We start from the raw sequence: 19,763 nt of genomic DNA on the forward strand, positions 1-19,763 counted from the left end.
GCTGCCGTACGCCCCTTCGTCGTACTGAAGCCGGCGGCCGGGTCCGTCAGGCGTGCAGCTCGCCGTCGATGACCGTACGCGCGTGCCCGGTCAGGAGCGTGCGGCCGCCGCGCAGCCGGGTCCGTACGAAACCGGTGCGGGCGCCGCCCTGGAAGCCGGTCAGGTCCTCGCGCCCGAGGCGGGCCGACCAGTAGGGGGCCAGCGCGGTGTGGGCGCTGCCGGTCACCGGGTCCTCGGCGATCCCGATGGCGGGGAAGAAGCAGCGGGAGACGAAGTCGTAGCCGGCGTCCGGGCGTTCGGCGGGGGCGGTCGCGATGATTCCGCGCGAGGACATGCCCTTCAGGGCGGCGAGGTCGGGGACGAGGTCCCGTACGGCCGCCTCGTCACGGAGCTCCACGAGAAGGTCCCCCACGTGGGCCGGCGTGTCGTGGACGGCGACCACCTCGGCGCCGAGCGCCCGCGCGAGGCCGTCCGGCGCGGCGACGGGCGTGAGGGAGGAGGTCGGGAAGTCCATCGTGATCGAACCGTCGTCCTCGGCGGTGGCGCCGAGGACCCCGCTGCGCGTCGCGAAGCGGACGGGACCGTCCGTCCGGCCGGTGGCGCGCAGGACGTGGGCGGTGGCGAGCGTGGCGTGGCCGCACATGGCGACCTCGGTGGTCGGGGTGAACCAGCGCAGCGCCCAGTCCGCCTCGCCCCCGGCGGGGAGGGGATGGGCGAAGGCCGTCTCGGAGAGGTTGACCTCGGCCGCGACGGCCCGGAGCCAGTCGTCCTCCGGGAAGGACTCGAGGAGGAGGACCCCGGCCGGGTTGCCGGAGAAGGGCTGGTCGGTGAAGGCGTCGACGATTCGGATCCGCATGCCCTGGACCGTACCGGCGCGGCGCGGGCACCGGACAAGGCCAATCCCGGATCACTGGACCGGCGCACCGCTTGTCGAACGAACACTCCCGATATATCGTTGAAGCATCGCGACAGTTCAAAGAAGGACATTGAAGGAAGGAGCGTTGCGATGCGTTCTCATGACCACGGACATGGACACGGGCACGGCCCCGGACGGGGGCACCGCGGACCCGGCCCCCGAGGGGACGCCGACGGGCGGCGCGCCGCCTTCGGCCCCTTCGGGCCGGGCTTCGGCGGCGGTCCCTTCGGTGGGGGCCCCTTCGGCGGGGGGCGCGGGCGCGGCGGAGGTCGCGGGCGGGCGCGGCGCGGTGACGTGCGGGCCTCGATCCTCGCCCTGCTGAAGGACCGGCCGATGCACGGCTACGAGATGATCCAGGAGATCGGCGAGCGCAGTGGCGGGGCCTGGAAGCCGAGCCCCGGCTCGGTCTACCCGACCCTCCAGATGCTGGAGGACGAGGGGCTGATCGTCAGCGAGAGCGAGGGCGGCAAGAAGCTGTTCACGCTCACCGAGGCCGGACGCGCCGAGGCCGGCTCGGGACCCGAGGCTCCGTGGGAGGAGGCCGGGCGCGGTGTCGACTGGGAGGCCGTGAACGAGATCAGGCAGGCCGGCTTCGGACTGATGGAGGCGTTCGGGCAGGTCTGGAAGACCGGCAGCGCCGAGCAGCGGCAGAAGGCGGTCGACGTGCTGAACGACGCCCGCAAGAAGCTGTACCTCATCCTGGCCGACGAGCACTGAGGCGGTCGACGGCTCCTCACTGACGGCCCGTCAGATACGGTGGGCCGTCAGCTCCGCCGCGGCCGGGCCCGCGCCGTGGCCGATCCACCAGATCTCGGCCGAGTCGAAGGAGTCCGAGGCCCGGGGCGCGCCCTCCTCCTCGTGGCAGTGGTACGCGGCCCAGAACAGGTCGGCCCGCAGCGCGTCGCGCGGGGCGTAGACCCGGTACACGTACTGCCGCCCGTCACGCGCGGGCAGGCCCACCATCCAGAACACATGGGCAAGGACGCGCGCGACGGGGCCCGTGGTTGCCGAGGGGCGCCACGCAAGGCGGCGCGCGCCCCTCCGGGCGAACTCGCGCGATCTCATCCGTAAGGAGGAGGAACCGCGCGCCCGTACCCAACTCCGGTGGGATGCGGACATGCTCCTCACCGCCGATGTGCCCGAGCGCCGGGACTGATGAGGTGGAAGGGTGCACAGTCCCGTCCCGCATCCGGCTCCCCGCGAGAGCCGGCCCCCGCACCCGCACGCGCACCCGCAGGCGCACCCCGGGCGGTCCGCCGTGCCGGACTCGGCTCCCGCCGCGCGGCCGGCCGACGGAGTCGCGACGGCCCGGGAAGTGGGGCCGGTCGAAGGGGCGGGGCCGGGCCCCGCTCCGGTGCCCCGGGCGGGCAGCGGTTCCGCCGTACGGCTGCCGCGGCAGCCCGCCACCGCGCGCGTGGACCTCGCGGCCGGACTGCCCCCGGCACTCGCGACCGTCGTGACGGGCGCGCGCCGCAGGGCGCTGCGGGACGGCGACCGCCAGATCGACACCGCCCACCTCCTGCACGCGCTCCTCGAGTCGGACCCCGAGGCCGGCGCCGCCTTCGAGAGCGGCCACCAACGGGCCCGGGTCCTCGGCTATCTCGTCCAGCGGTCCATCGGCTACGGCCTGCGCTGGCAGCGCTCGGTCGAGGAGTCCGCCGCCCGCCGGGCCCTCCCCGCCGTGCGCGGGACGGCCGGAACCGGGGGCCGGAGCTCCGCCTGGTCGCCCGCGGCCGCCACCGTCCTGGAGGAGGCCTTCCGGCGGGCCGCCGCGCGCGGCGAGGAGCACGCCCGGGGCCTCGACGTGCTCGCCGTCGTGGCCACCGCCCCCGGGAGCCGGGCCGCCGAGGTGCTGCGCGGGGCCGGGATCGACCCCGTGGCCCTGGCCGCCCGGGCCGAGGAGCGGATCGCGTCCCGGGTGGCGGGACGGGCCGGCGACCGGATCGAAGGGCGGTCCGGGGGACGGATCGAGGTCCTTCCGGCGGCGGCGGACGTACCGTCCCGCGAGGAGGCGTCTCAACAGGTGTGACGGGGGTGACGCTCCTGACCCCGTCCTGTCATGATGGCCCGATGCACGCGTCTCAGGGGAGAAGCGCCGGCCTGGGACTCGCCCTGGCCTCGGCCTTCGCATTCGGTGGTTCGGGAGTGGCGGCCAAGCCGCTCATCGAAGCGGGTCTCGACCCGCTGCACGTCGTCTGGCTCCGCGTCGCCGGCGCCGCGCTCGTCATGCTTCCGGTGGCCTGGCGGCACCGCGATCTCCTGCGCCGCAAACCCGCCCTGCTCGCCGGCTTCGGCCTGCTCGCCGTCGCAGGGGTCCAGGCCTTCTACTTCGCCTCGATCTCCCGCATCCCCGTCGGCGTCGCCCTGCTCATCGAGTACCTCGCCCCCGCCCTCGTCCTCGGCTGGGTCCGCTTCGTGCAGCGCCGGCCCGTCACCCGCGCCGCCGCGCTCGGCGTGGTCCTCGCCGTCGGCGGCCTCGCCTGCGTCGTCCAGGTCTGGTCCGGACTGAGCTTCGACCTCCTCGGCCTGCTCCTCGCCCTCGGCGCCGCCTGCTGCCAGGTCGGTTACTTCGTCCTCTCCGACCAGGGCGCCGACGAGGACGGCCAGGCCGACCCGCTCGGCGTCATCGCGTACGGACTGCTCATCGGCGCCCTCGTCCTCACCGTCGTGGCCCGCCCGTGGGGCATGGACCGGTCCGTGCTCGCCGGCAGCGCCGACATGGACGGCACCGCCGTTCCCGCCTGGCTGCTGCTCGGCTGGATCGTGCTGATCGCCACCGTCCTCGCGTACGTCACCGGCGTCATCTCGGTCCGCAGGCTCTCGCCGCAGGTCGCCGGCGTGGTGGCCTGTCTGGAAGCGGTGATCGCCACCGTCCTCGCCTGGGTGCTCCTCGGCGAACACCTGGACGCGCCCCAGATCATCGGTGGCGCGGTCGTCCTGGTCGGCGCCTTCATCGCCCAGTCCTCCACCCCGAAGACCACGGCGGGACCGGTCGCCGGCTCCGGGGGCGGCGCGGAGCGTGAGAGCCCGGACGGCGAGCGGGCGGAGGAGCCCGAAACCCGGTTGTCGGCCGGGCGGCCCACCCCCTAGGGTGCCGATCATGCACGCGACCGTTCTTCCGCCGCCCGCCGCCTAGGCGCGCGGCGACACTCCCGACGAGGACACGACTCGGCCGGCGGACCTCCGCCCCGAGCGGTTCGTCGCTGCCCGCGCGCGGATCCAGCGACCACCGTTCCCCCGTCCTCCACGGAGAAGTCACGTGTCCACCACCTCGGGATCCGCCCTGTCCACCGGGCGGAGTCTGCTCTACCTGATCGTCGCCGGCATCGCCTGGGGCACGGCCGGTGCCGCCGCCTCCCTCATCTTCCGCGCCGGTGACATGGGCCCCCTCGCCCTTTCCTTCTGGCGCTGCGCCGGCGGGCTCGTCCTGCTCCTGGGCGCGCTCGCGCTGCGTCCCCGGCGGCCCGCCGGCGGCACCTCCGAACCACGCCGCCGCCGGCTCGTCCGCGTCCTCGGCACCGGAATCGGCCTGACCGTCTTCCAGAGCGCCTACTTCGCCGCCGTCCAGACCACCGGCCTGGCCGTCGCCACCGTCGTCACCCTGGGCGCGGGGCCCGTCCTCATCGCGGCCGGCGCCCGGCTCACCCTGGGCGAGCGCCTCGGCGCCGGCGGTCTCGCCGCCGTCACCGGAGCCCTCGCGGGCCTCGCCGTCCTCGTCCTCGGCGGCGGCGAGGCGGAGGTCCGACCCGTCGGCGTCCTCCTGGCCCTCCTCTCCGCCGCCGGCTACGCGGCGATCACGCTGCTCACCCGGTGGCTCGGCCGTGACGGCGGCGGCACGGACGCCCTCTCGACCACCACCTGGGCCTTCGCCGTCGGAGCCGTCGGCCTGCTGCCCCTGGCCGCCGCCGAGGGACTGGTCCCGCACACCGGCGAACCGGTGCGGACGCTGCTCCTCCTGCTGTACGTCGCGGCCGTACCGACCGCCCTCGCGTACGCGCTGTACTTCGCGGGGGCCGCGGCCGTGCGGTCCGCCACCGTCTCCGTGATCATGCTCCTGGAGCCGGTGAGCGCCGCCGTCATGGCCGTCACGCTGCTCGGCGAACGGCTCACCACCGCCACCGTCCTCGGCACCGTGCTGCTCCTCGCCGCGGTCACCGGCCTCGCCCTCGCCGAGGCCCGGACGGCCGTGGACCGGCAGCGGCGGGCCACCGGTCCCGACGGGGAGACGGTGCCGGTCCAGGGGGTGTCCGTGTAGTCGCGCCGGGCCGCGTCGCCCGGCACCGTCCGGAAGAAAGGCCCCGGGCCCCGCGGGCCCGGGGCAACTCCCGGTGCCGGACGCCGCCGTGTTCCGGGCCCGGCCCGGCGGCTCACCGGCGGGGCGTGGGAGCGGGCAGCCGTTCGGGGCGTCCCGCCCGGTGGCGAACGGGCCGCCGGGCGTACTGACCGGGCCGTACCCCGGCGCGTACCCTGGCACACACAGGAGCGACGCCCCGGGGAGGACGACGTGACCGCACGCCAGACATGGACCGTCGACCGGCTTCATCACGTGCTGCCGCACTCGGCGTCCCGTCAGCAGCTTCTCGCCGACGTGAACCTCACCCCGATCGAGGAACTGCCGGCGGTCCTGGAGCGGTGGGCGGCGGTGGCCGAGAGCCTCGACGCCGCGGCCGGCCGGATCGAGACCGCCCGGGTCTCCGCGAAGGTGACGGGCGAGCTGCCGCTCGACCTGGCGGCGGACGACCGCACCGGCGAGGTCCTGCGGGACGCCGGAACCCGTGACGCGCGGAGGCGGGGAGCGGAGTGACCTACCGGCTCCACTTCTCGGCCGACGTGTTCGAGACGTACAAGCAGCTGCCCGACGGCGCCCGTCGTGACCTCGCCGTCTGCCTCGTCGACGCCCAGCAGGACCCGCTGGCCCGTTCCGAGCCGTACGGGCAGGACGACGGCATCGTCCGAACGGTCGCGCGCGGCCACGTCACCGCGGTCATCCTCATCGGGCACGACACCCGGACCCTCACGGTGCTCACCATCGCCTACGCGGGCAGCGAGTGAGCCACCGGGCCGGGTGACGTCCACCGCCGGAAGGTGGACCGGCCAGGGGTCTGTCGCACCGGGCTACCCGACGGTGATCTGCGGGCCCGTCACCCACCGGGTGTCGTTCACCGACCGGATCACGGTCATGAACGCCCGGTCCGTGGAACTCTTCCGCGGCCCGGCGGGCGCGGAGCGCTCCGACTTCCTCGCGGAACGGGGAGAGACGTTCCTCCGGGTCACCGAAGGACTCCCACCCGACACCCCCGTCGCCGTGCCCTGGTACGGCGGGGGCGCGGCGCTCGACATCGCGGTGGTGACCGTGACCCGTGACGCCCCGCCGCGCGCCTACGACTGCCGGATCGCGGCGGAGCCGACGGCGTTCCTGCTCGTCTCCTTCCGCCGCGTGCCGGTCCGGAAGGCGATCGCACGCGGCGGCCTGCGGGCGGGCGGCCGCCGGCCCTGGCTCGCCACCCGGCTCGGCACGCTCATCTCCACCCCCTGACCGCAGCCGCGCGTGGCAGCCGGTCAGGAGCCGGGAGTCGTGGCACCGGTCGCGGACGGGCCGGCGGAGGCGGCCGGCGGCGCGGACGGGCGGCGGCGGAGCTGCTGGGCGCGGGCGGCGAGGTCGCCGGGGCCCCGCCGCTCGGCCAGCCGGGCCGAGACGCGCTCGCGCACCTCCGGCGGCTTGTTGCCCGCGTACTTGAACTTCGCCCGGACCCCGGTCACCTCCAGGCGCAGCACCCGGATGCCCGGCAGCATGCGGCCGAAGGGCGCCTCGCCCGGGACGGCCGGCACCGTGCCGCCGTCCGGCTGGAAGTGGGCCACCTGGCGGTTGAGCAGCTCGGCCTTCTCGGCCGGGTCGTCCACCACGTGCGCCGTGCAGCGCAGTTGGACGGCGGCGTAGTACGAGGTCGGGGTGCCGTGCTCGGGCGGCGTACCGTCGGGGGCGGTCCAGTGGCCGGGCACGTACACGTAGTCGTCCACCACGCTGAGCAGGACCACCGGCTGCGCCTCCAGGGCGCGCCACAGCGGGTTGGGGCGGGCGAGGTGGGTGACGGCCTCACCGTACGGGCCCGGCTCGGCGTCGTAGCGGAAGTGCAGGGGCTGCACCCACGGCGGCTCACCGGTCAGGCCGTTCACGGCGAGCTGCCCGAAGTCGTGGCGGGAGAGCCAGTCGCGCCACTCGCCCTCGTCCTGGGCGGCGTCCCAGGGGTGGATCAGCACGACGGGGCCTCCACGGGACGCGGCTCGGTGAGCGCGGCGAGATAGCCGGGCAGAGCGACGGAAGGGTCGAGGTCGGCGGCCGGCTCGGGGGTGCCGTAGCCGTTCTGGACCGGGACGACACCGGTCCAGTGGGGGAGGGCGAGGTCCTCGGGGTCGTCGTTGGGGCCGCCGGTGCGGACCTTGGCGGAGACCTCCGCGAGGTCGAGGCGGAGGACGGCGGTGGCGGCGAGCTCCTTGGCGTTCGCGGGGCGCGCGTCGCGCGAGCGGCCGGGCACGACCTGGTCCACCAGGGCGTCGAGAGCGGTGCGCATCTCCTCCGGGTCGGTGACCTGGTGGGCGGTGCCGTGCACGACGACCGAGCGGTAGTTGAGGGAGTGGTGGAAGGCGGAGCGGGCGAGCACCAGGCCGTCGACGTGGGTCACGGTCAGGCAGACGGGCAGCCCGGGGGCGTTCTCGCCGCGGCCGGCGGACCGCAGCGGACGGGAACCGGTGGAGCCGTGGACGTAGAGCCGGCCGCCCACCCGGCCGTAGAGCGTGGGGAGGACGACCGGAGCGCCGTCGCGGACGAAGCCGAGATGGCAGACCGAACCCTCGTCGAGTATCGCGTGGACGAGGTCCTTGTCGTACGAGGCGCGGTCGCGGGAGCGGGTCGGGACGGTCCGGTCGGTCGGCGGATAGGTGTCCGGCGTGGCGCTCATTGCTTCCTCCATTGCATTAGTGCATAATGTGTTTTGTGCTAGGAGAGTATCGGATCGAAGGACGCCGCGCATCGGAGATCGCCGCCAGCGTGGAACGCGGAGTGGGGACGGGAGCGCTCGAACCGGGCCGACTCCTGCCGCCGCTCAGGGAGTTGGCCGCAGAGCTGGGGGTGAATCCCAACACCGTCGCCGCCGCCTACCGCACCCTGCGCGAGCGCGGCGTCATCGAGACCGACGGCCGGCGCGGCAGCCGGGTGCGCCCCCGGCCGGCCACGACCGCGCGGGGCTCGATCCGGGTGGAGGCCCCGCCCGGCGTCCGGGACGTGAGCGACGGAAACCCCGACCCCGACCTGCTCCCGCGGCTGGACGAGGCCCTCGCCGAGGTCGCCCGCCGCTACGCCGAGGCGCCCGGTGTCTACGGACAGGCGCCGGTGGACGGGGAGTTCGCGGGGCTCGCCCGTGCCGCCTTCGACGCGGACGGGGTGCCGGACGGCCCGGTCGGGGTCGCCTCAGGCTCCCTCGACGCCATCGAGAGGGTGCTCGCCGCCCGGCTGCGGCCCGGCGACGCCGTCGCCGTGGAGGACCCGGGCTGGGGCAGCCTCCTCGATCTCGTGCCGGCGCTCGGCCTGCGGCCGGTGCCGGTGGCCCTGGACGACGACGGGCCGCTGCCGGGCGAGGTCGAGCGGGCGATCGTCCGGGACGGGGCCCGCGCGGTCATCGTCACCGACCGGGCGCAGAATCCGACCGGCGCCTGCGTCACCGGAGAACGCGCGCGGCAGCTGCGGGAGGTGCTCGCCGCCCGGCCCGGGGTGCTGCTGGTGGAGGACGACCACGGCCACGGCATCGTGGCGCAGCCGCTCCACCCGCTGGCCGGTGTCACCGACCACTGGGTGCTGGTCCGCTCGGTCGCCAAGGCCTACGGCCCCGACCTGCGGATCGCCGCCTTCACCGGGGACGCCGAGACCGTCGACCGGGTGCTGGGGCGTCAGCGCCTCGGGCCCGGCTGGGTGAGCAGACTGCTCCAGCGGACCGTCGCCCACCTCTGGACCACCGACGCCCTCGACCCGGACCGTGTCGCGCGCTCGTACGGGGCACGGCGCGACGGACTCGTCCGGGCGCTGGCCCGGCGCGGGGTGGAGGCGCACGGGCGCGGCGGCATGAACGTCTGGGTGCCGGTGGCCGACGAGACGGGCGCGGTGACGGCGCTCCTGGCCGCCGGCTGGGCGGTCGCCCCCGGTGCCCGCTTCCGCCTCGCGACCGGGCCGGCCGTCCGGCTCACCGTCTCACGACTCGCCCCGCGGGACGTCGAGCCCCTGGCCGAGGCCGTGGCCCGCGCGGCCGGACCGGCGCAGGCCAGGAGTTACGGGTAGGGCGCGTCCGCGCGACGACTCCGAGCGGCCCCGCCGCGCGGTCAGCAGCTCTCGCCGAACTTCACGGCGGTGAGGGAGACGGGCTGCCCGTCCAGCTTCGTACCGGCGGCGGGTTCCTGGGCGCACACCTGCCAGCTGGACTCGACGAGCACCATCCGCCCCTGGGGCGAGGCGTCGGTGACGGTGAGGCTCGTCGCGGGGTCGAGGGACTGACGGGCCACCTTCACCGACGTGCCGGTGAAGTCCGGCATGGAGGTGGCGGTCCCGGGCTCGCTCGCGCCCTGGTCCGTGCCCGGGCAGTCCTCCTCCAGCTTGACCGCCGCGAAGTCCACCTCGGTGTCCGTGGGATGGGCGCCCGGCGCGGGGGTCTGCCCGCAGACCTTCCAGTTCCGGTCGAGGGCCTGGGCGCGGCCGCGGCCGAGCGCGTCATGGGAGCGGAGGTTGTGGAAACCGGCGGCCTGGGCCTGGTCCTGGGCGGACTGGAGTCCCTTGCCGGTCATGTCCGGCAGGGTGCCCGGCCCCGCGTCCGCCTCCGGTGCCCTGGTGGTGGTCGTGGAGGCCGGCGGCGTGGCCGTCCGCGTGGTGCGGGGGGCGTCGTCGGTGGTGCCGCCGCCCTCGCACGCGGTGAGAGCGAGGGCGAGCAGCGACGCGGCGACGAGGCCGGTGGTGGGGTGGGTGCGCATCGCGCCAGCCTGCCGCACCGCGCACGCTCCGTGAGGTCGTGTGATCACTTCGTGATGACGCGACTCGTGTGCGGGCGCTCTCCGTGCGCGTCTCGGCCGCCCGGCGGGTCGGCGGCTCCGGCCGCCGGCGTGGTGGCCGGGGTGCGGCGGGAGGGGCGGGTCTGCGTCAGGGCCGCGCCCGCGAGGACCACGATCGCGCCGACCGGCGTGTTCCAGCTGAGCCGCTCGTCCAGAAGCGCGACACCCGCCGCCGTGGCGATGACCGGGATGAAGTACGTGACCATGGCGGCGGTCGTCGGTCCCACCTCGGCCACGACGCCGTACTGGAGCAGCATCGCGTACCCCGTGCCGAGGGCGCCGAGCGCGATCACCGCCAGCAGGGGGACGATCTCGACCGACTCCGGAACGGAGGTGAACAGCGGGGTAACCAGGGCCAGTTGGAGCGTCGCGATGCCCACCTGCGAGCCCGCCAGGGAGAGGTGCGAGGCGCCGGTGCCGCTCAGGGTCCTGCGGACGTAGATCCAGCCCACCGCGTAACTGAAGGAGGCGAGCAGGGCCAGCGCCGTGCCGGTCACGTCCAGGCCCGAGAAGCCCTGCCAGGCCCCGAGCACCGTGAGCACCCCGACGAAACCGATGCCGAGCCCCGCCGCCCGCACCCGGGTGGGCCGGTCCTCGGAGAGCGCCACCAGTGACAGCGCCATGCCCCACAGCGGCGTCGTCGCGTTGCAGATGCCCGCCAGGGTCGAGGGGATCGTCAGCTCCGCGTACGCGAACAGCGAGAACGGCAGGGCGTTGAGGAGGAACGCCGCCACCGTCAGGTGACCCCAGACGCGGGCGCCGCGCGGCAGCCGGTCCCGCTTCACGACGAGAGCCACGGCCAGCACCGCCGTACCGAACAGCAGGCGGCCGAAGGTCACCTGGAACGGCGCGAAGCCCTCGGTGCCGACCTTGATGAGGAGAAAGCTGAAGCCCCAGATAAGGGCCAGGGCGCCGAAGCGGAGGCGCCAGTCCAGCAGGCGGGACGGCCGCGCGGAGGCGGCGCGGGGCGGGGTGCGGGTGGCTTCGGTGCTCATGACACACAGCGTGTCGGGCCCTACGTCTTAGAACAAGCGAGAATTCTTCGACCCCTTGTCTTAGGATCGCTTACATGTTGAATCTGGAGCGCCTGCGCACCCTCGACGCCGTCGCACGGCACGGCTCGGTCAGCGGAGCGGCAGAGGGCCTGCACGTCACCACCTCCGCCGTCTCCCAGCAGCTCTCCAAACTGGAGCGCGAGGTGGGGCAGCAGCTCCTCGCCAAGAACGGGCGGGGCGTCCGGCTCACCGACGCCGGGTTCCTGCTCGCCGAACACGCGGCCGCCATCCTCGCCCAGGTCCAGCGCGCCCAGGCCGACATCGAGGCCCAGCGCGGCCAGGTGGTGGGCGAGGTCCGGCTCGCCGCCTTCCCGACGGCCGCGCGCGGACTCTTGCCGGGTGCGCTCACTGCCCTCCGCGCCGGCCATCCGGACCTGCGCGTGCGGACCGCCGAGATGGAGCCGGAGCCGGGCGTGCGCGCGGTGCTGCGCGGCGACGCGGACCTGGCGATCGTCCTGGACTGGAGCAACAAGCGCGCCCCGGTGCCCGGCGGCCTGGAGCGCGCCCACCTCCTGGACGACAGCGCCGACGTCGCCCTGCCCGCCGGGCACCGGTTCGCCGGGCGCGAGGCGGTGGACCTGGCGGACTTCGCCGACGAGGAGTGGGTGTCCTGGCCGGAGGGGGAGTTCTGCCACGACTGGCTGATGTTCACTCTCCGCTCGCAGGGCATCGAGCCCCGCCTCGGCCACTTCGCGGGCGAACACCACACCCAGCTCGCCCTGGTCGCCGCCGGGTTCGGCGTGTGCGTGACCCCCCGGCTCGGCCGTCCCCGGCCGGAGGGCGTGGTCTTCGTGCCCGTCCGGCAGCAGGTGCGGCGGCACATCTACGCCACCTGGCGCGGGGACGCCGGCCGGCGGCCCTCGGTCCGGGCGGTCGTGGAGGCCCTGCGGGCCGCCGCCGAACCCCTCCGCGGCTGATCGGGCGGCCCACGGGACCGGGCGCCTGGAGAGGCGGCGTCGCGGTCCTCCCGGCCGAAGGTTCCGTAAGGGCAGGGGAGTTTCCGTCCTCCTCGGCCGAAGCCTCCGTACCGACGGGGGAGTTCCTGCCCTCCTCCGCCAACGCGCGGGTACGGAACGGGCGTTCAGCCGAAGCTGATCTCCTCTCCCAGGACCTGGATCGGCATCGGCGGCAGGGGCTCCTTGGCCGGCCCCGAGGTCACGCTGCCGTCCGACAGGTCGAAGCGGCTCTGGTGGCAGGGGCACACGATCGCCCCCGCCTCGACGCGCCCGACGGTGCAGCCCGCGTGGGGGCAGGTGGAGGAGAAGGCCTTGAACTCACCCTGCTTCGGCTGGGTGATCACCACCCCGTGCCCGGCCACGACCTTCCCGCCACCGACCGGGACCTCTCCGATCGTGGCGAGGACGGCGCTCTCGCCTCCGCCGCCGTCCTCCTTCCCGTCCGGGTCCCGTGGCTCGCCCGTCCCCCCGCCGCAGGCGGCGAGCACCGCCGCCAGACCCGCGCCGCCCGCCGCCGAGACCACCGTCCGGCGTGCCACTGCGCCCATGCCGTTTCCCCTTCCTGTGGTGACGTCCCGGAACCGACGGTACGGCCGTCAAGGGCGCCCCGTGCGCCGTATGGACACTTCGACACCCGGACGGTTCTCGCGACGGTGCCGGAGCGGGGAGACCCGTGGCCCCGGTCCGGCCGGCCCGGCGCCGTTTCCGGGCGCGCGCAGCGGACAGTCGCCCCCCATGGAGACAACGACCACATCAGCCCCCTGGAGCCGCCCGGGCGGCACCGGGCCCCGGCACGCGACCGTCGCCCGCGCCCAAGGCCTGTTCAACATCGTCGGCGGCGCGTGGCCCCTGCTCTCCCTGCGCACGTTCGAGTGGGTGTACGGGCCCAAGGCCGACGACTGGCTCCAGAAGACCAGCGGCGGCCTGCTCGCCTCGGCCGGCTGGAGCATGCTGCGGGCCGCGAACGACCCCGAGGGCCTGCGGCACGCGCGCAGGGTGGGCATCGGCACCGCCCTCACCTTCCTCGCCGTCGACCTCGTGTACGTCCCCCGGGGCAGGATCCGCCCGACCTACCTGATGGACGCGGCCAAGGAGATCGCCTGGCTCGTGGCCTGGTGGCGGGCGGGCCCGCTGCCCCCGCCCTCCGCCTCAGGACCCGGCGCACGCCGCCGGCCGCGCACGGGCCGGCGCCCCGCGTGGCTCCGTACGCTCCCCGGCGGGCGGTGAGCCGTGCGCGCCCCGGCCCCTTCGCTCCCCGGTCTCGCCGCCCGCCTCGCGCACGCGGTCGCCCGGCGGCGGCACGCCCCCGCCCTGCACCCGCACGGCGTCCGGGCCACCGGTGTCCTGCGCATCCGCCCGGCCGGCGTCCGCTGGGGCGTCCCGTGGCTCGACGAGCCGGTCGACCATCCGGTGCGGCTGCGCTGGTCCCGCGCCCTCGGCCTGCCCGCCGGGCTGCCCGACGGTCTGGGGATCGCCCTGCGCGTTCCCGACGCGGGCGGCCCCGGACAACCGCTGGACCTGCTGTTCACCAGCAGCGGGAGCGGCCGGTGGACCCGGCACCTGCCGCTGCCGCGCCGCGACGCGCTCGCCGGGCCCTGCTCGACGCTCCTGTCCTACCGGCTCGGCGGCCGGACCGCCGTCCTGGCCCTCCGCCCCCTGCCCGGGCCCGGCCTCCGGGGCCCCGGGACCCTCGCCGGGCTGCGCGGGGCGCTGCGCGCGGGCCCGCTGACCTTCGCCCTGTGCGCGGCGGGGCCGGGGGGCGCCTGGCACGTGCTCGGAACGCTCACCACCGGAGCGCCGGAGGAGGGACCGCCCGAGGCCACCGACTCCTACGACCCGTACCTGCACCGGCTGCCCGGCCTGCGTCCGACCGCCCGGCTCGCCCGGCTCCGCGAGGCCGCCTACGCCGCCTCGCGGAAGGGCAGACGGGCCCCGGCCCGGTAGCCGCCGCCCGCACGCATCGACGGGCCGATTCCGGGCAGCCGCCGCCAGGGAACGGAGCGTCCCCTCCGCGCATCCACGGACGGCGGGGGAACGCCATCGTCCCCGGAATCCCGGAGGCCCCCGCGAACAGAAGGAGGATCCGCCATGGCGGATGTCAGCCCCATCGACGTGCAGAAGGCCCTCAAGGGCGCCGAGTACCCGGCGAGCGGCGACGACCTGGTCTCCGTGGCCAGGAAGAACGGCGCCGACGACGCCGTCGTGAAGAAGCTCGAGGACTCGGGGTCGAAGCGGTACGACGGCCCCGACGACGTGCAGAAGTCGGTCTTCGGCGGAGGCTCCTAGCCGGCCTCCGACCCGGACACGGGCCCTGAGGCCCGCCCCGCGCGCCCCGGCAGACCCGCCGGGGCGCGCGGACGTGCGCCCGCGCCTCCCCCCGGGGGGCGTACCGGACTCGACGGGCGTGGCCCGCCCCGCCCGTACAGGAGCCGTCAAGACGGCCGGGGCGGGCGTCAGAGGAGCGTCAACGGAGCCGGTGGCGGGCCGGACGGGGGTTTTCCTCGTACGGGTCCTCCCCGGCGCCCCGCTTCCCCGCGGGCCGGGGCGGACCGCTCGTACCGTCCTTTCGACCTCCGGGAGCTCACGATGGCCGACGTGGCCTTCGTCCTCATCACCCTCGCGGTCTTCGCGCTGGTGGCCCTGACCGCCAAGGGGGTGGCAGGGCAGTGACCGCAGAGAACGTCGTCGGTCTGCTCGTGGCCGCCGCCCTCGTGGGATATCTCGTCCTCGCCCTCCTCAAGCCGGAGAGGTTCTGAGGCCGTCCATGAGTCCCGTTCTCGCTGGAATCCTCCAGCTCCTCGCGCTGGTCGTGGCCCTCGGTCTGGCGCACCGGCCCCTGGGTGACCACATGGCCCGCGTCTACAGCTCCTCCCGGCACCTGCGGGCCGAGCGGTGGATCTACCGGGCGATCGGCGCCGACCCCGACACGCAGATGCGCTGGCCCGCCTATCTGCGCGGTGTGCTCGCCTTCTCGGCGGCCGGCGTGCTGTTCCTGTACCTGCTCCAGCGGCTGCAGGGCTCGCTGCCCGGTTCCCTCGGCTTCGCGTCGATCGATCCGGACCAGGCCTTCAACACGGCCGCGTCCTTCGTCTCCAACACCAACTGGCAGTCGTACGCGGGGGAGCAGGCCATGGGCCACCTCGTGCAGACCGGCGGCCTGGCGGTGCAGAACTTCGTCTCGGCCGCCGTGGGCATGGCGGTCGCGGTCGCGTTCGTCCGCGGCTTCGCCCGCTCCCGCACGGGTGAGCTGGGCAATTTCTGGGCCGATCTGGTCCGGGGCGTGATCCGCGTCCTGCTGCCGCTGTCCGTGGCCGGCGCGCTCGTCCTGGTCGCCTGCGGCACGATCCAGAACTTCTCCGGCATCCACGAGGTGGGCCGCTTCCTCGGCGGCACGCAGCAGTGGAACGGCGGGGCGGTCGCCTCGCAGGAGGTGATCAAGGAGCTGGGCACCAACGGCGGTGGCTACTTCAACGCCAACTCCGCCCACCCCTTCGAGAATCCGAACCCGGTCTCCAACCTCTTCCAGATCTTCCTGATCCTCCTCATCCCCGTCGCGCTGACCCGGACCTTCGGCCGGATGGCCGGTTCGGTACGGCAGGGGTACGCGATCCTCGCCACGATGGGCGCTATCTGGCTGGTCTTCACCGCCCTGATGCTGACCACCGAGTTCGCGGGCCGGGGCCCCGCCTTCGAGCTCGCAGGCGGGGCCATGGAAGGCAAGGAGACCCGGTTCGGCATCGCCGGCTCCTCGCTGTTCGCGGTGGCCACCACCCTCACGTCGACCGGCGCGGTCAACTCCTTCCACTCCTCCTTCACCGGTTTCGGCGGCGGGATCGCGATGCTGGGCATGCAGCTCGGCGAGATCGCCCCCGGCGGGGTGGGATCCGGCCTCTACGGCATGCTGATCATGGCGGTCGTCGCCGTCTTCCTCGCCGGGCTGATGGTCGGCCGCACCCCCGAGTACCTGGGCAGGAAGATCGGCAGCCGCGAGATCACCCATGCCGCCTGCTACCTCCTCGTCACACCCGCGCTGGTGCTCGGCCTGACCGCGGCCTCGGTCGCCCTCGACGGCCCGGCGGCGGCCACGACGAACACCGGGGCCCACGGCTTCTCCGAGATCCTCTACGCCTACACCTCCGCCGCCCAGAACAACGGTTCGGCCTTCGCTGGTCTGAACGCCGACACCCCCTGGTTCAACACCACCCTCGGGATCGCGATGCTGCTCGGCCGCTTCCTGCCCATGGTGTTCGTGCTCGCCCTGGCCGGCTCGCTGGCCGGGCAGACGCCCGTGCCCGCGACCGCGGGCACCCTGCGCACCGAGAAGCCGCTGTTCTCCGTCCTCCTCGCCGGCACCGTCGCGATCGTCGCCGGCCTCACCTACTTCCCGGCCCTCGCCCTGGGTCCGCTCGCCGAAGGGCTCGCAGCATGAGCACCACCGCACCCACCCCCACGCCCACCTCCCCGGCGACGCCCGGGCCCGCTCCCGGCGCCGCCCCGGCCACCCCCGGTCAGGGGCCCGGCGCCCGCCGTCTGCTCGCCGCGCTGCCGGACGCGGTGCGCAAGCTCGACCCCCGCGTCATGGTCAGGACCCCCGTGATGTTCGTGGTGCTCGTCGGCTCGGTCCTCACCACCGTCCTCGCGCTCCGCGATCCGGGTGACCCCTTCGGCTGGGCGATCACCGTCTGGCTGTGGCTCACCACCCTCTTCGCCAACCTCGCGGAGGCCGTGGCCGAGGGACGGGGCAAGGCCCGGGCCGACACCCTCCGCAGGGCCAGGACGGGCACCGTCGCCCGCCGGCTGACACCGGCGGGCACGGAGGAGAAGGTCCCCGGCACCGAGCTGCGCGTCGGTGACCGCGTCGTCTGCGAGGCCGGGGACGTCATACCCGGCGACGGTGACGTCGTGGAGGGCGTCGCCTCCGTCGACGAGTCCGCCGTCACCGGCGAGTCCGCGCCCGTCATCCGCGAGTCGGGCGGTGATCGCTCGGCGGTCACCGGCGGGACGAAGGTGCTGTCCGACCGGATCGTCGTCACGATCACCGCCCGGCCCGGAGAGACCTTCGTCGACCGCATGATCCGCCTGGTCGAGGGCGCCGACCGGCAGAAGACCCCGAACGAGATCGCCCTCACCATCCTGCTGGCCTCGCTCACCCTCGTCTTCCTGCTGGCCGTCGTCACCCTGAAGCCCTTCGCGATCCACGCCGGCGCCGACGGACAGACGCCCCTCGTCGTGCTGACCGCCCTCCTCGTCTGCCTCATCCCGACGACGATCGGCGCGCTGCTCTCCGCGATCGGCATCGCCGGCATGGACCGGCTCGTCCGGCGCAACGTCCTGGCCAGGTCCGGCCGGGCCGTCGAGGCGGCCGGGGACGTGTCCACCCTGCTCCTGGACAAGACGGGAACCATCACGCTCGGCGACCGGCAGGCCGCCGCGTTCCTGCCCGTGCGCGGGACGGCGGAGGCGGAACTCGCCGAGGCCGCCCAGCTGTCCTCGCTCGCCGACGAGACGCCCGAGGGCCGCTCGATCGTCGCCCTCGCCCACGGGACGTACCGGGTGAGCGAGCGCCACCGGGACGAACTCCCGCACGCGACCTGGATCGCGTTCTCCGCCCGGACCCGCATGTCGGGCGTGGACACCGGCGGGCGCCGGATCCGCAAGGGCGCCGCCGCTTCCGTCCTCGCCTGGGTGGAGGAGCAGGGCGGCACCGTCCCCGGCGACGCCCGGGAACTCACGGACCGCATCGCCGCGGTCGGCGGCACCCCCCTCCTCGTCGCCGTCGAGGAATCCGGCGGTGCCCGCGTCCTCGGCGTGATCCACCTCAAGGACGTCGTGAAGGAAGGCATGCGGGAACGGTTCGGGGAACTGCGCCGCATGGGCATCAGAACCGTCATGATCACCGGTGACAACCCGCTCACCGCGAAGGCCATCGCCGAGGAGGCGGGAGTCGACGACTACCTCGCCGAAGCCACCCCCGAGGACAAACTCGCGCTCATCAGGCGCGAGCAGGCCGGCGGCAAGCTCGTCGCGATGACCGGCGACGGGACGAACGACGCCCCCGCGCTCGCGCAGGCCGACGTCGGCGTCGCCATGAACACGGGCACGTCGGCCGCCAAGGAGGCCGGCAACATGATCGACCTCGACTCCGACCCGACCAAACTCATCGAGATCGTCGAGATCGGCAAGCAGCTCCTCATCACCCGCGGGGCCCTGACCACCTTCTCCCTCGCCAACGACGTCGCGAAGTACTTCGCCGTCATCCCCGCCCTGTTCGCGGCGGCCTACCCGTCGCTGGACCGGCTCAACGTCATGGGCCTGGCCTCGCCCGAGTCCGCGATCCTCTCCGCCGTCGTCTTCAACGCGCTGATCATCCCGGCCCTCGTGCCCCTCGCCCTGCGGGGCGTGCGCCACCGGGCCGCCGGCGCCGACGCCCTGCTCCGCCGCAACCTCTGCCTCTACGGCCTCGGCGGCCTGATCGCCCCCTTCATCGGCATCAAACTCATCGACCTGCTCCTCTCCCTCCTCCCCGGAATCGGCTGACCGCCATGAAGAACTCCCACTCCGCGGGAAACGCCGGGCGGCTGCTCGCCGCCGGCCTCCGCGCGCTCCTCGTCCTGACCGTGCTGTGCGGCGTGCTGTACCCCCTCGCCGTCACGGGCTTCGCCCAGGCCGCCTTCCCCTCCCGCGCCAACGGATCCGAGATCACCGACGCCGGCGGCCGGACCGTCGGCTCCGCCCTCGTCGGACAGCGCTACGACCTGCCCCCGGCGGAAGGGCGGGAGACGCCCGCCCCGGACCTCAGGTGGTTCCAGCCGCGCCCCTCCCGGGGCCTGACCACCAACAGCGCCAACACCCGCCACACCCTGCTGGTGTCGGGCGCCACCAACCGCTCCGGCGACAACGCCGAGCTGATCCGGTGGGTGACGGAGGCCAAAGCCGCGGTGGTACGGGACAACTCCACACCCACCCACCGCGTACGGCCCTCGGACGTGCCCCCGGACGCCGTCACCTCCTCGGGCTCGGGTCTCGACCCGCACATCTCCCCGGAGTACGCGCGCCTCCAGGTCCACCGCGTCGCCGAGCGCAACCACCTGCCGGCGCGGGAGGTCGAGGCCCTGGTCGCCGCCCGCACCGAAGGCCGGGTCCTCGGCTTCCTCGGCGAACCCCGCGTCAACGTCCTCGAGCTCAACATCGCCCTCAGGGCGATGACGGACGGCGGCCGGACGCCGTCACACCCCTGACCCGCCATCGGACGGTGTCCCGGGCCGGGGGAGCGGCGCGGGCGCGGCGACGGCCACGGCGGCCGCGAAACCGGGCGGGACGCGGACGTCGGCGACGGACCAGCCCCGTACGGAGGCCGGAGCGGGACCCGTCCCCACGTATGTCCGGTCCACCCCGCCCGCGAGGCCCGCGCCCGTCCCCTTCAGATACGCCTCCTTGCGCGCCCAGCAGCGGGCGAAGGCCGCCGGCCGTTCCTCCGGCGGCAGGGCCGCCAACTCGGCCCCCTCCACCGGGTGCAGACTCCCCGCCACCGTGTCGGCCACCGACACCGCCGGCCGCGCCTCGACGTCCACGCCCAGCGGCCGGGCGGCCAGCCCGAGCAGCACCAGGTCCCCGCTGTGGGAGAGCGAGAAATGAACGGCGGCGCCCCGCACGGCCGGCCCGGCCGTCGGGGGGCCCCCCAGCGGGCAGGGGGCCCCGCCGAGGGCGAACACCGCCCGCCCGGCGGGCACATAGGGAGAGCGGGGGGTA

Annotated in this window: 24 protein-coding genes; 16 read left to right on the forward strand and 8 right to left on the reverse strand. The window is 74.8% G+C overall.

Annotated elements, in window-relative coordinates:
• Window positions 1-46 precede the first annotated feature (46 nt).
• Window positions 47-856: a PhzF family phenazine biosynthesis protein gene (locus tag ABTY40_RS29685; RefSeq protein ID WP_352062342.1), complete on the reverse strand. Its 810-nt coding sequence runs from the start codon at window positions 854-856 to the stop codon at window positions 47-49.
• A gap of 150 nt (window positions 857-1,006) precedes the next feature.
• On the opposite strand from ABTY40_RS29685, the gene ABTY40_RS29690 reads away from it, so the two are divergent.
• Window positions 1,007-1,633 (forward strand): PadR family transcriptional regulator, encoded by a 627-nt coding sequence (locus ABTY40_RS29690; RefSeq protein ID WP_352062343.1) that lies wholly within the window; start codon window positions 1,007-1,009, stop codon window positions 1,631-1,633.
• Window positions 1,634-1,663: 30 nt separating this feature from the next.
• On the opposite strand, the gene ABTY40_RS29695 is transcribed toward ABTY40_RS29690, so the two are convergent.
• Complete coding sequence (locus tag ABTY40_RS29695; RefSeq protein ID WP_352062344.1) at window positions 1,664-1,888, reverse strand: hypothetical protein; 225 nt, start codon at window positions 1,886-1,888, stop codon at window positions 1,664-1,666.
• A 196-nt stretch (window positions 1,889-2,084) separates the two neighbouring features.
• Here ABTY40_RS29695 and ABTY40_RS29700 point away from each other — a divergent pair, with 196 nt between their 5' ends.
• From ABTY40_RS29700 to ABTY40_RS29725, 6 genes are all read left to right on the forward strand, one after another.
• A complete protein-coding gene (locus ABTY40_RS29700; protein WP_502990709.1) occupies window positions 2,085-2,945 on the forward strand; it encodes a hypothetical protein in 861 nt (286 codons plus the stop codon).
• A gap of 41 nt (window positions 2,946-2,986) precedes the next feature.
• Window positions 2,987-4,006: an EamA family transporter gene (locus tag ABTY40_RS29705; RefSeq protein WP_352062345.1), complete on the forward strand. Its 1,020-nt coding sequence runs from the start codon at window positions 2,987-2,989 to the stop codon at window positions 4,004-4,006.
• 169 nt (window positions 4,007-4,175) lie between these two features.
• Window positions 4,176-5,171, forward strand: a complete 996-nt coding sequence (locus tag ABTY40_RS29710; RefSeq protein WP_352062346.1) for a DMT family transporter — start codon at window positions 4,176-4,178, stop codon at window positions 5,169-5,171.
• Window positions 5,172-5,420: 249 nt separating this feature from the next.
• Window positions 5,421-5,720, forward strand: a complete 300-nt coding sequence (locus tag ABTY40_RS29715) for a hypothetical protein (RefSeq protein ID WP_352062347.1) — start codon at window positions 5,421-5,423, stop codon at window positions 5,718-5,720.
• Window positions 5,717-5,968 carry a hypothetical protein gene (locus tag ABTY40_RS29720; protein WP_309052509.1) on the forward strand — a complete coding sequence of 84 codons (252 nt, stop codon included), beginning with the start codon at window positions 5,717-5,719 and terminating at the stop codon, window positions 5,966-5,968. The genes ABTY40_RS29715 and ABTY40_RS29720 overlap by 4 nt, the downstream gene beginning before the upstream one ends.
• Before the next feature lie 13 nt (window positions 5,969-5,981).
• Entirely contained in the window at window positions 5,982-6,452 is a 471-nt protein-coding gene (locus ABTY40_RS29725; RefSeq protein WP_352062348.1) for a hypothetical protein, read from the forward strand.
• A gap of 23 nt (window positions 6,453-6,475) precedes the next feature.
• Here the strand turns inward: ABTY40_RS29725 and ABTY40_RS29730 are convergent, their stop codons facing one another.
• Both ABTY40_RS29730 and ABTY40_RS29735 read right to left on the reverse strand, forming a co-directional pair.
• A complete protein-coding gene (locus ABTY40_RS29730; protein WP_352062349.1) occupies window positions 6,476-7,174 on the reverse strand; it encodes an FMN-binding negative transcriptional regulator in 699 nt (232 codons plus the stop codon).
• Window positions 7,168-7,872, reverse strand: a complete 705-nt coding sequence (locus tag ABTY40_RS29735) for a pyridoxamine 5'-phosphate oxidase family protein (protein ID WP_352062350.1) — start codon at window positions 7,870-7,872, stop codon at window positions 7,168-7,170. Before ABTY40_RS29735 ends, ABTY40_RS29730 begins: the two co-directional genes overlap by 7 nt.
• Before the next feature lie 35 nt (window positions 7,873-7,907).
• Here ABTY40_RS29735 and ABTY40_RS29740 point away from each other — a divergent pair, with 35 nt between their 5' ends.
• Window positions 7,908-9,242: an aminotransferase class I/II-fold pyridoxal phosphate-dependent enzyme gene (locus ABTY40_RS29740; RefSeq protein ID WP_352062351.1), complete on the forward strand. Its 1,335-nt coding sequence runs from the start codon at window positions 7,908-7,910 to the stop codon at window positions 9,240-9,242.
• 41 nt (window positions 9,243-9,283) lie between these two features.
• On the opposite strand, the gene ABTY40_RS29745 is transcribed toward ABTY40_RS29740, so the two are convergent.
• Window positions 9,284-9,925, reverse strand: a complete 642-nt coding sequence (locus ABTY40_RS29745; RefSeq protein WP_352062352.1) for a hypothetical protein — start codon at window positions 9,923-9,925, stop codon at window positions 9,284-9,286.
• Between the two features lie 44 nt (window positions 9,926-9,969).
• Complete coding sequence (locus ABTY40_RS29750; RefSeq protein WP_352062353.1) at window positions 9,970-10,998, reverse strand: DMT family transporter; 1,029 nt, start codon at window positions 10,996-10,998, stop codon at window positions 9,970-9,972.
• Window positions 10,999-11,072: 74 nt separating this feature from the next.
• Here ABTY40_RS29750 and ABTY40_RS29755 point away from each other — a divergent pair, with 74 nt between their 5' ends.
• On the forward strand, window positions 11,073-11,975 hold the full coding sequence (locus ABTY40_RS29755) for a LysR family transcriptional regulator (RefSeq protein WP_352062354.1): 903 nt from the start codon (window positions 11,073-11,075) through the stop codon (window positions 11,973-11,975).
• A gap of 164 nt (window positions 11,976-12,139) precedes the next feature.
• Here the strand turns inward: ABTY40_RS29755 and ABTY40_RS29760 are convergent, their stop codons facing one another.
• Window positions 12,140-12,562 (reverse strand): Rieske (2Fe-2S) protein, encoded by a 423-nt coding sequence (locus tag ABTY40_RS29760; RefSeq protein ID WP_352062355.1) that lies wholly within the window; start codon window positions 12,560-12,562, stop codon window positions 12,140-12,142.
• A 187-nt stretch (window positions 12,563-12,749) separates the two neighbouring features.
• Between ABTY40_RS29760 and ABTY40_RS29765 the strand changes: the two genes are divergently transcribed.
• The 7 genes from ABTY40_RS29765 to ABTY40_RS29795 all read left to right on the forward strand — a co-directional run bounded on the left by ABTY40_RS29765 (window position 12,750) and on the right by ABTY40_RS29795 (window position 19,252).
• Window positions 12,750-13,241, forward strand: a complete 492-nt coding sequence (locus tag ABTY40_RS29765; protein ID WP_352062356.1) for a hypothetical protein — start codon at window positions 12,750-12,752, stop codon at window positions 13,239-13,241.
• 3 nt (window positions 13,242-13,244) lie between these two features.
• A complete protein-coding gene (locus ABTY40_RS29770) occupies window positions 13,245-13,958 on the forward strand; it encodes a phosphodiesterase (protein ID WP_352062357.1) in 714 nt (237 codons plus the stop codon).
• Between the two features lie 144 nt (window positions 13,959-14,102).
• Window positions 14,103-14,300: a DUF2795 domain-containing protein gene (locus ABTY40_RS29775; protein WP_345286514.1), complete on the forward strand. Its 198-nt coding sequence runs from the start codon at window positions 14,103-14,105 to the stop codon at window positions 14,298-14,300.
• A gap of 380 nt (window positions 14,301-14,680) precedes the next feature.
• Entirely contained in the window at window positions 14,681-14,770 is a 90-nt protein-coding gene (gene kdpF, locus ABTY40_RS29780; protein WP_309053715.1) for a K(+)-transporting ATPase subunit F, read from the forward strand.
• A gap of 8 nt (window positions 14,771-14,778) precedes the next feature.
• Window positions 14,779-16,443 (forward strand): potassium-transporting ATPase subunit KdpA, encoded by a 1,665-nt coding sequence (kdpA, locus tag ABTY40_RS29785; RefSeq protein ID WP_352062358.1) that lies wholly within the window; start codon window positions 14,779-14,781, stop codon window positions 16,441-16,443.
• Window positions 16,440-18,551, forward strand: coding sequence for a potassium-transporting ATPase subunit KdpB (gene kdpB, locus ABTY40_RS29790; RefSeq protein ID WP_352062359.1), 2,112 nt, complete (start codon window positions 16,440-16,442; stop codon window positions 18,549-18,551). Before kdpA ends, kdpB begins: the two co-directional genes overlap by 4 nt.
• A 5-nt stretch (window positions 18,552-18,556) precedes the next feature.
• Window positions 18,557-19,252: a potassium-transporting ATPase subunit C gene (locus ABTY40_RS29795; protein ID WP_352062360.1), complete on the forward strand. Its 696-nt coding sequence runs from the start codon at window positions 18,557-18,559 to the stop codon at window positions 19,250-19,252.
• On the opposite strand, the gene ABTY40_RS29800 is transcribed toward ABTY40_RS29795, so the two are convergent.
• Window positions 19,241-19,763: 4'-phosphopantetheinyl transferase family protein (locus ABTY40_RS29800; protein ID WP_352062361.1), on the reverse strand; the 523-nt coding region annotated here is incomplete at its 5' end. The two genes, ABTY40_RS29795 and ABTY40_RS29800, sit on opposite strands and share 12 nt — an antisense overlap.

This window comes from Streptomyces sp. NPDC126503, assembly GCF_040302405.1.
Classification (GTDB): domain Bacteria; phylum Actinomycetota; class Actinomycetes; order Streptomycetales; family Streptomycetaceae; genus Streptomyces; species Streptomyces gulbargensis.

Bases quoted from the DNA above. Each gene is read 5' to 3' on its own strand.
- kdpA (WP_352062358.1), top strand. From the start codon at position 14,779: ATGAGTCCCGTTCTCGCTGGAATCCTCCAGCTCCTCGCGCTGGTCGTG.
- ABTY40_RS29760 (WP_352062355.1), bottom strand. From the start codon at position 12,562: ATGGGCGCAGTGGCACGCCGGACGGTGGTCTCGGCGGCGGGCGGCGCG.
- ABTY40_RS29685 (WP_352062342.1), bottom strand. From the start codon at position 856: ATGCGGATCCGAATCGTCGACGCCTTCACCGACCAGCCCTTCTCCGGC.
- ABTY40_RS29735 (WP_352062350.1), bottom strand. From the start codon at position 7,872: ATGAGCGCCACGCCGGACACCTATCCGCCGACCGACCGGACCGTCCCG.
- ABTY40_RS29690 (WP_352062343.1), top strand. From the start codon at position 1,007: ATGCGTTCTCATGACCACGGACATGGACACGGGCACGGCCCCGGACGG.
- ABTY40_RS29765 (WP_352062356.1), top strand. From the start codon at position 12,750: ATGGAGACAACGACCACATCAGCCCCCTGGAGCCGCCCGGGCGGCACC.
- ABTY40_RS29705 (WP_352062345.1), top strand. From the start codon at position 2,987: ATGCACGCGTCTCAGGGGAGAAGCGCCGGCCTGGGACTCGCCCTGGCC.
- kdpB (WP_352062359.1), top strand. From the start codon at position 16,440: ATGAGCACCACCGCACCCACCCCCACGCCCACCTCCCCGGCGACGCCC.
- ABTY40_RS29745 (WP_352062352.1), bottom strand. From the start codon at position 9,925: ATGCGCACCCACCCCACCACCGGCCTCGTCGCCGCGTCGCTGCTCGCC.
- ABTY40_RS29755 (WP_352062354.1), top strand. From the start codon at position 11,073: ATGTTGAATCTGGAGCGCCTGCGCACCCTCGACGCCGTCGCACGGCAC.
- ABTY40_RS29775 (WP_345286514.1), top strand. From the start codon at position 14,103: ATGGCGGATGTCAGCCCCATCGACGTGCAGAAGGCCCTCAAGGGCGCC.
- ABTY40_RS29750 (WP_352062353.1), bottom strand. From the start codon at position 10,998: ATGAGCACCGAAGCCACCCGCACCCCGCCCCGCGCCGCCTCCGCGCGG.
- ABTY40_RS29795 (WP_352062360.1), top strand. From the start codon at position 18,557: ATGAAGAACTCCCACTCCGCGGGAAACGCCGGGCGGCTGCTCGCCGCC.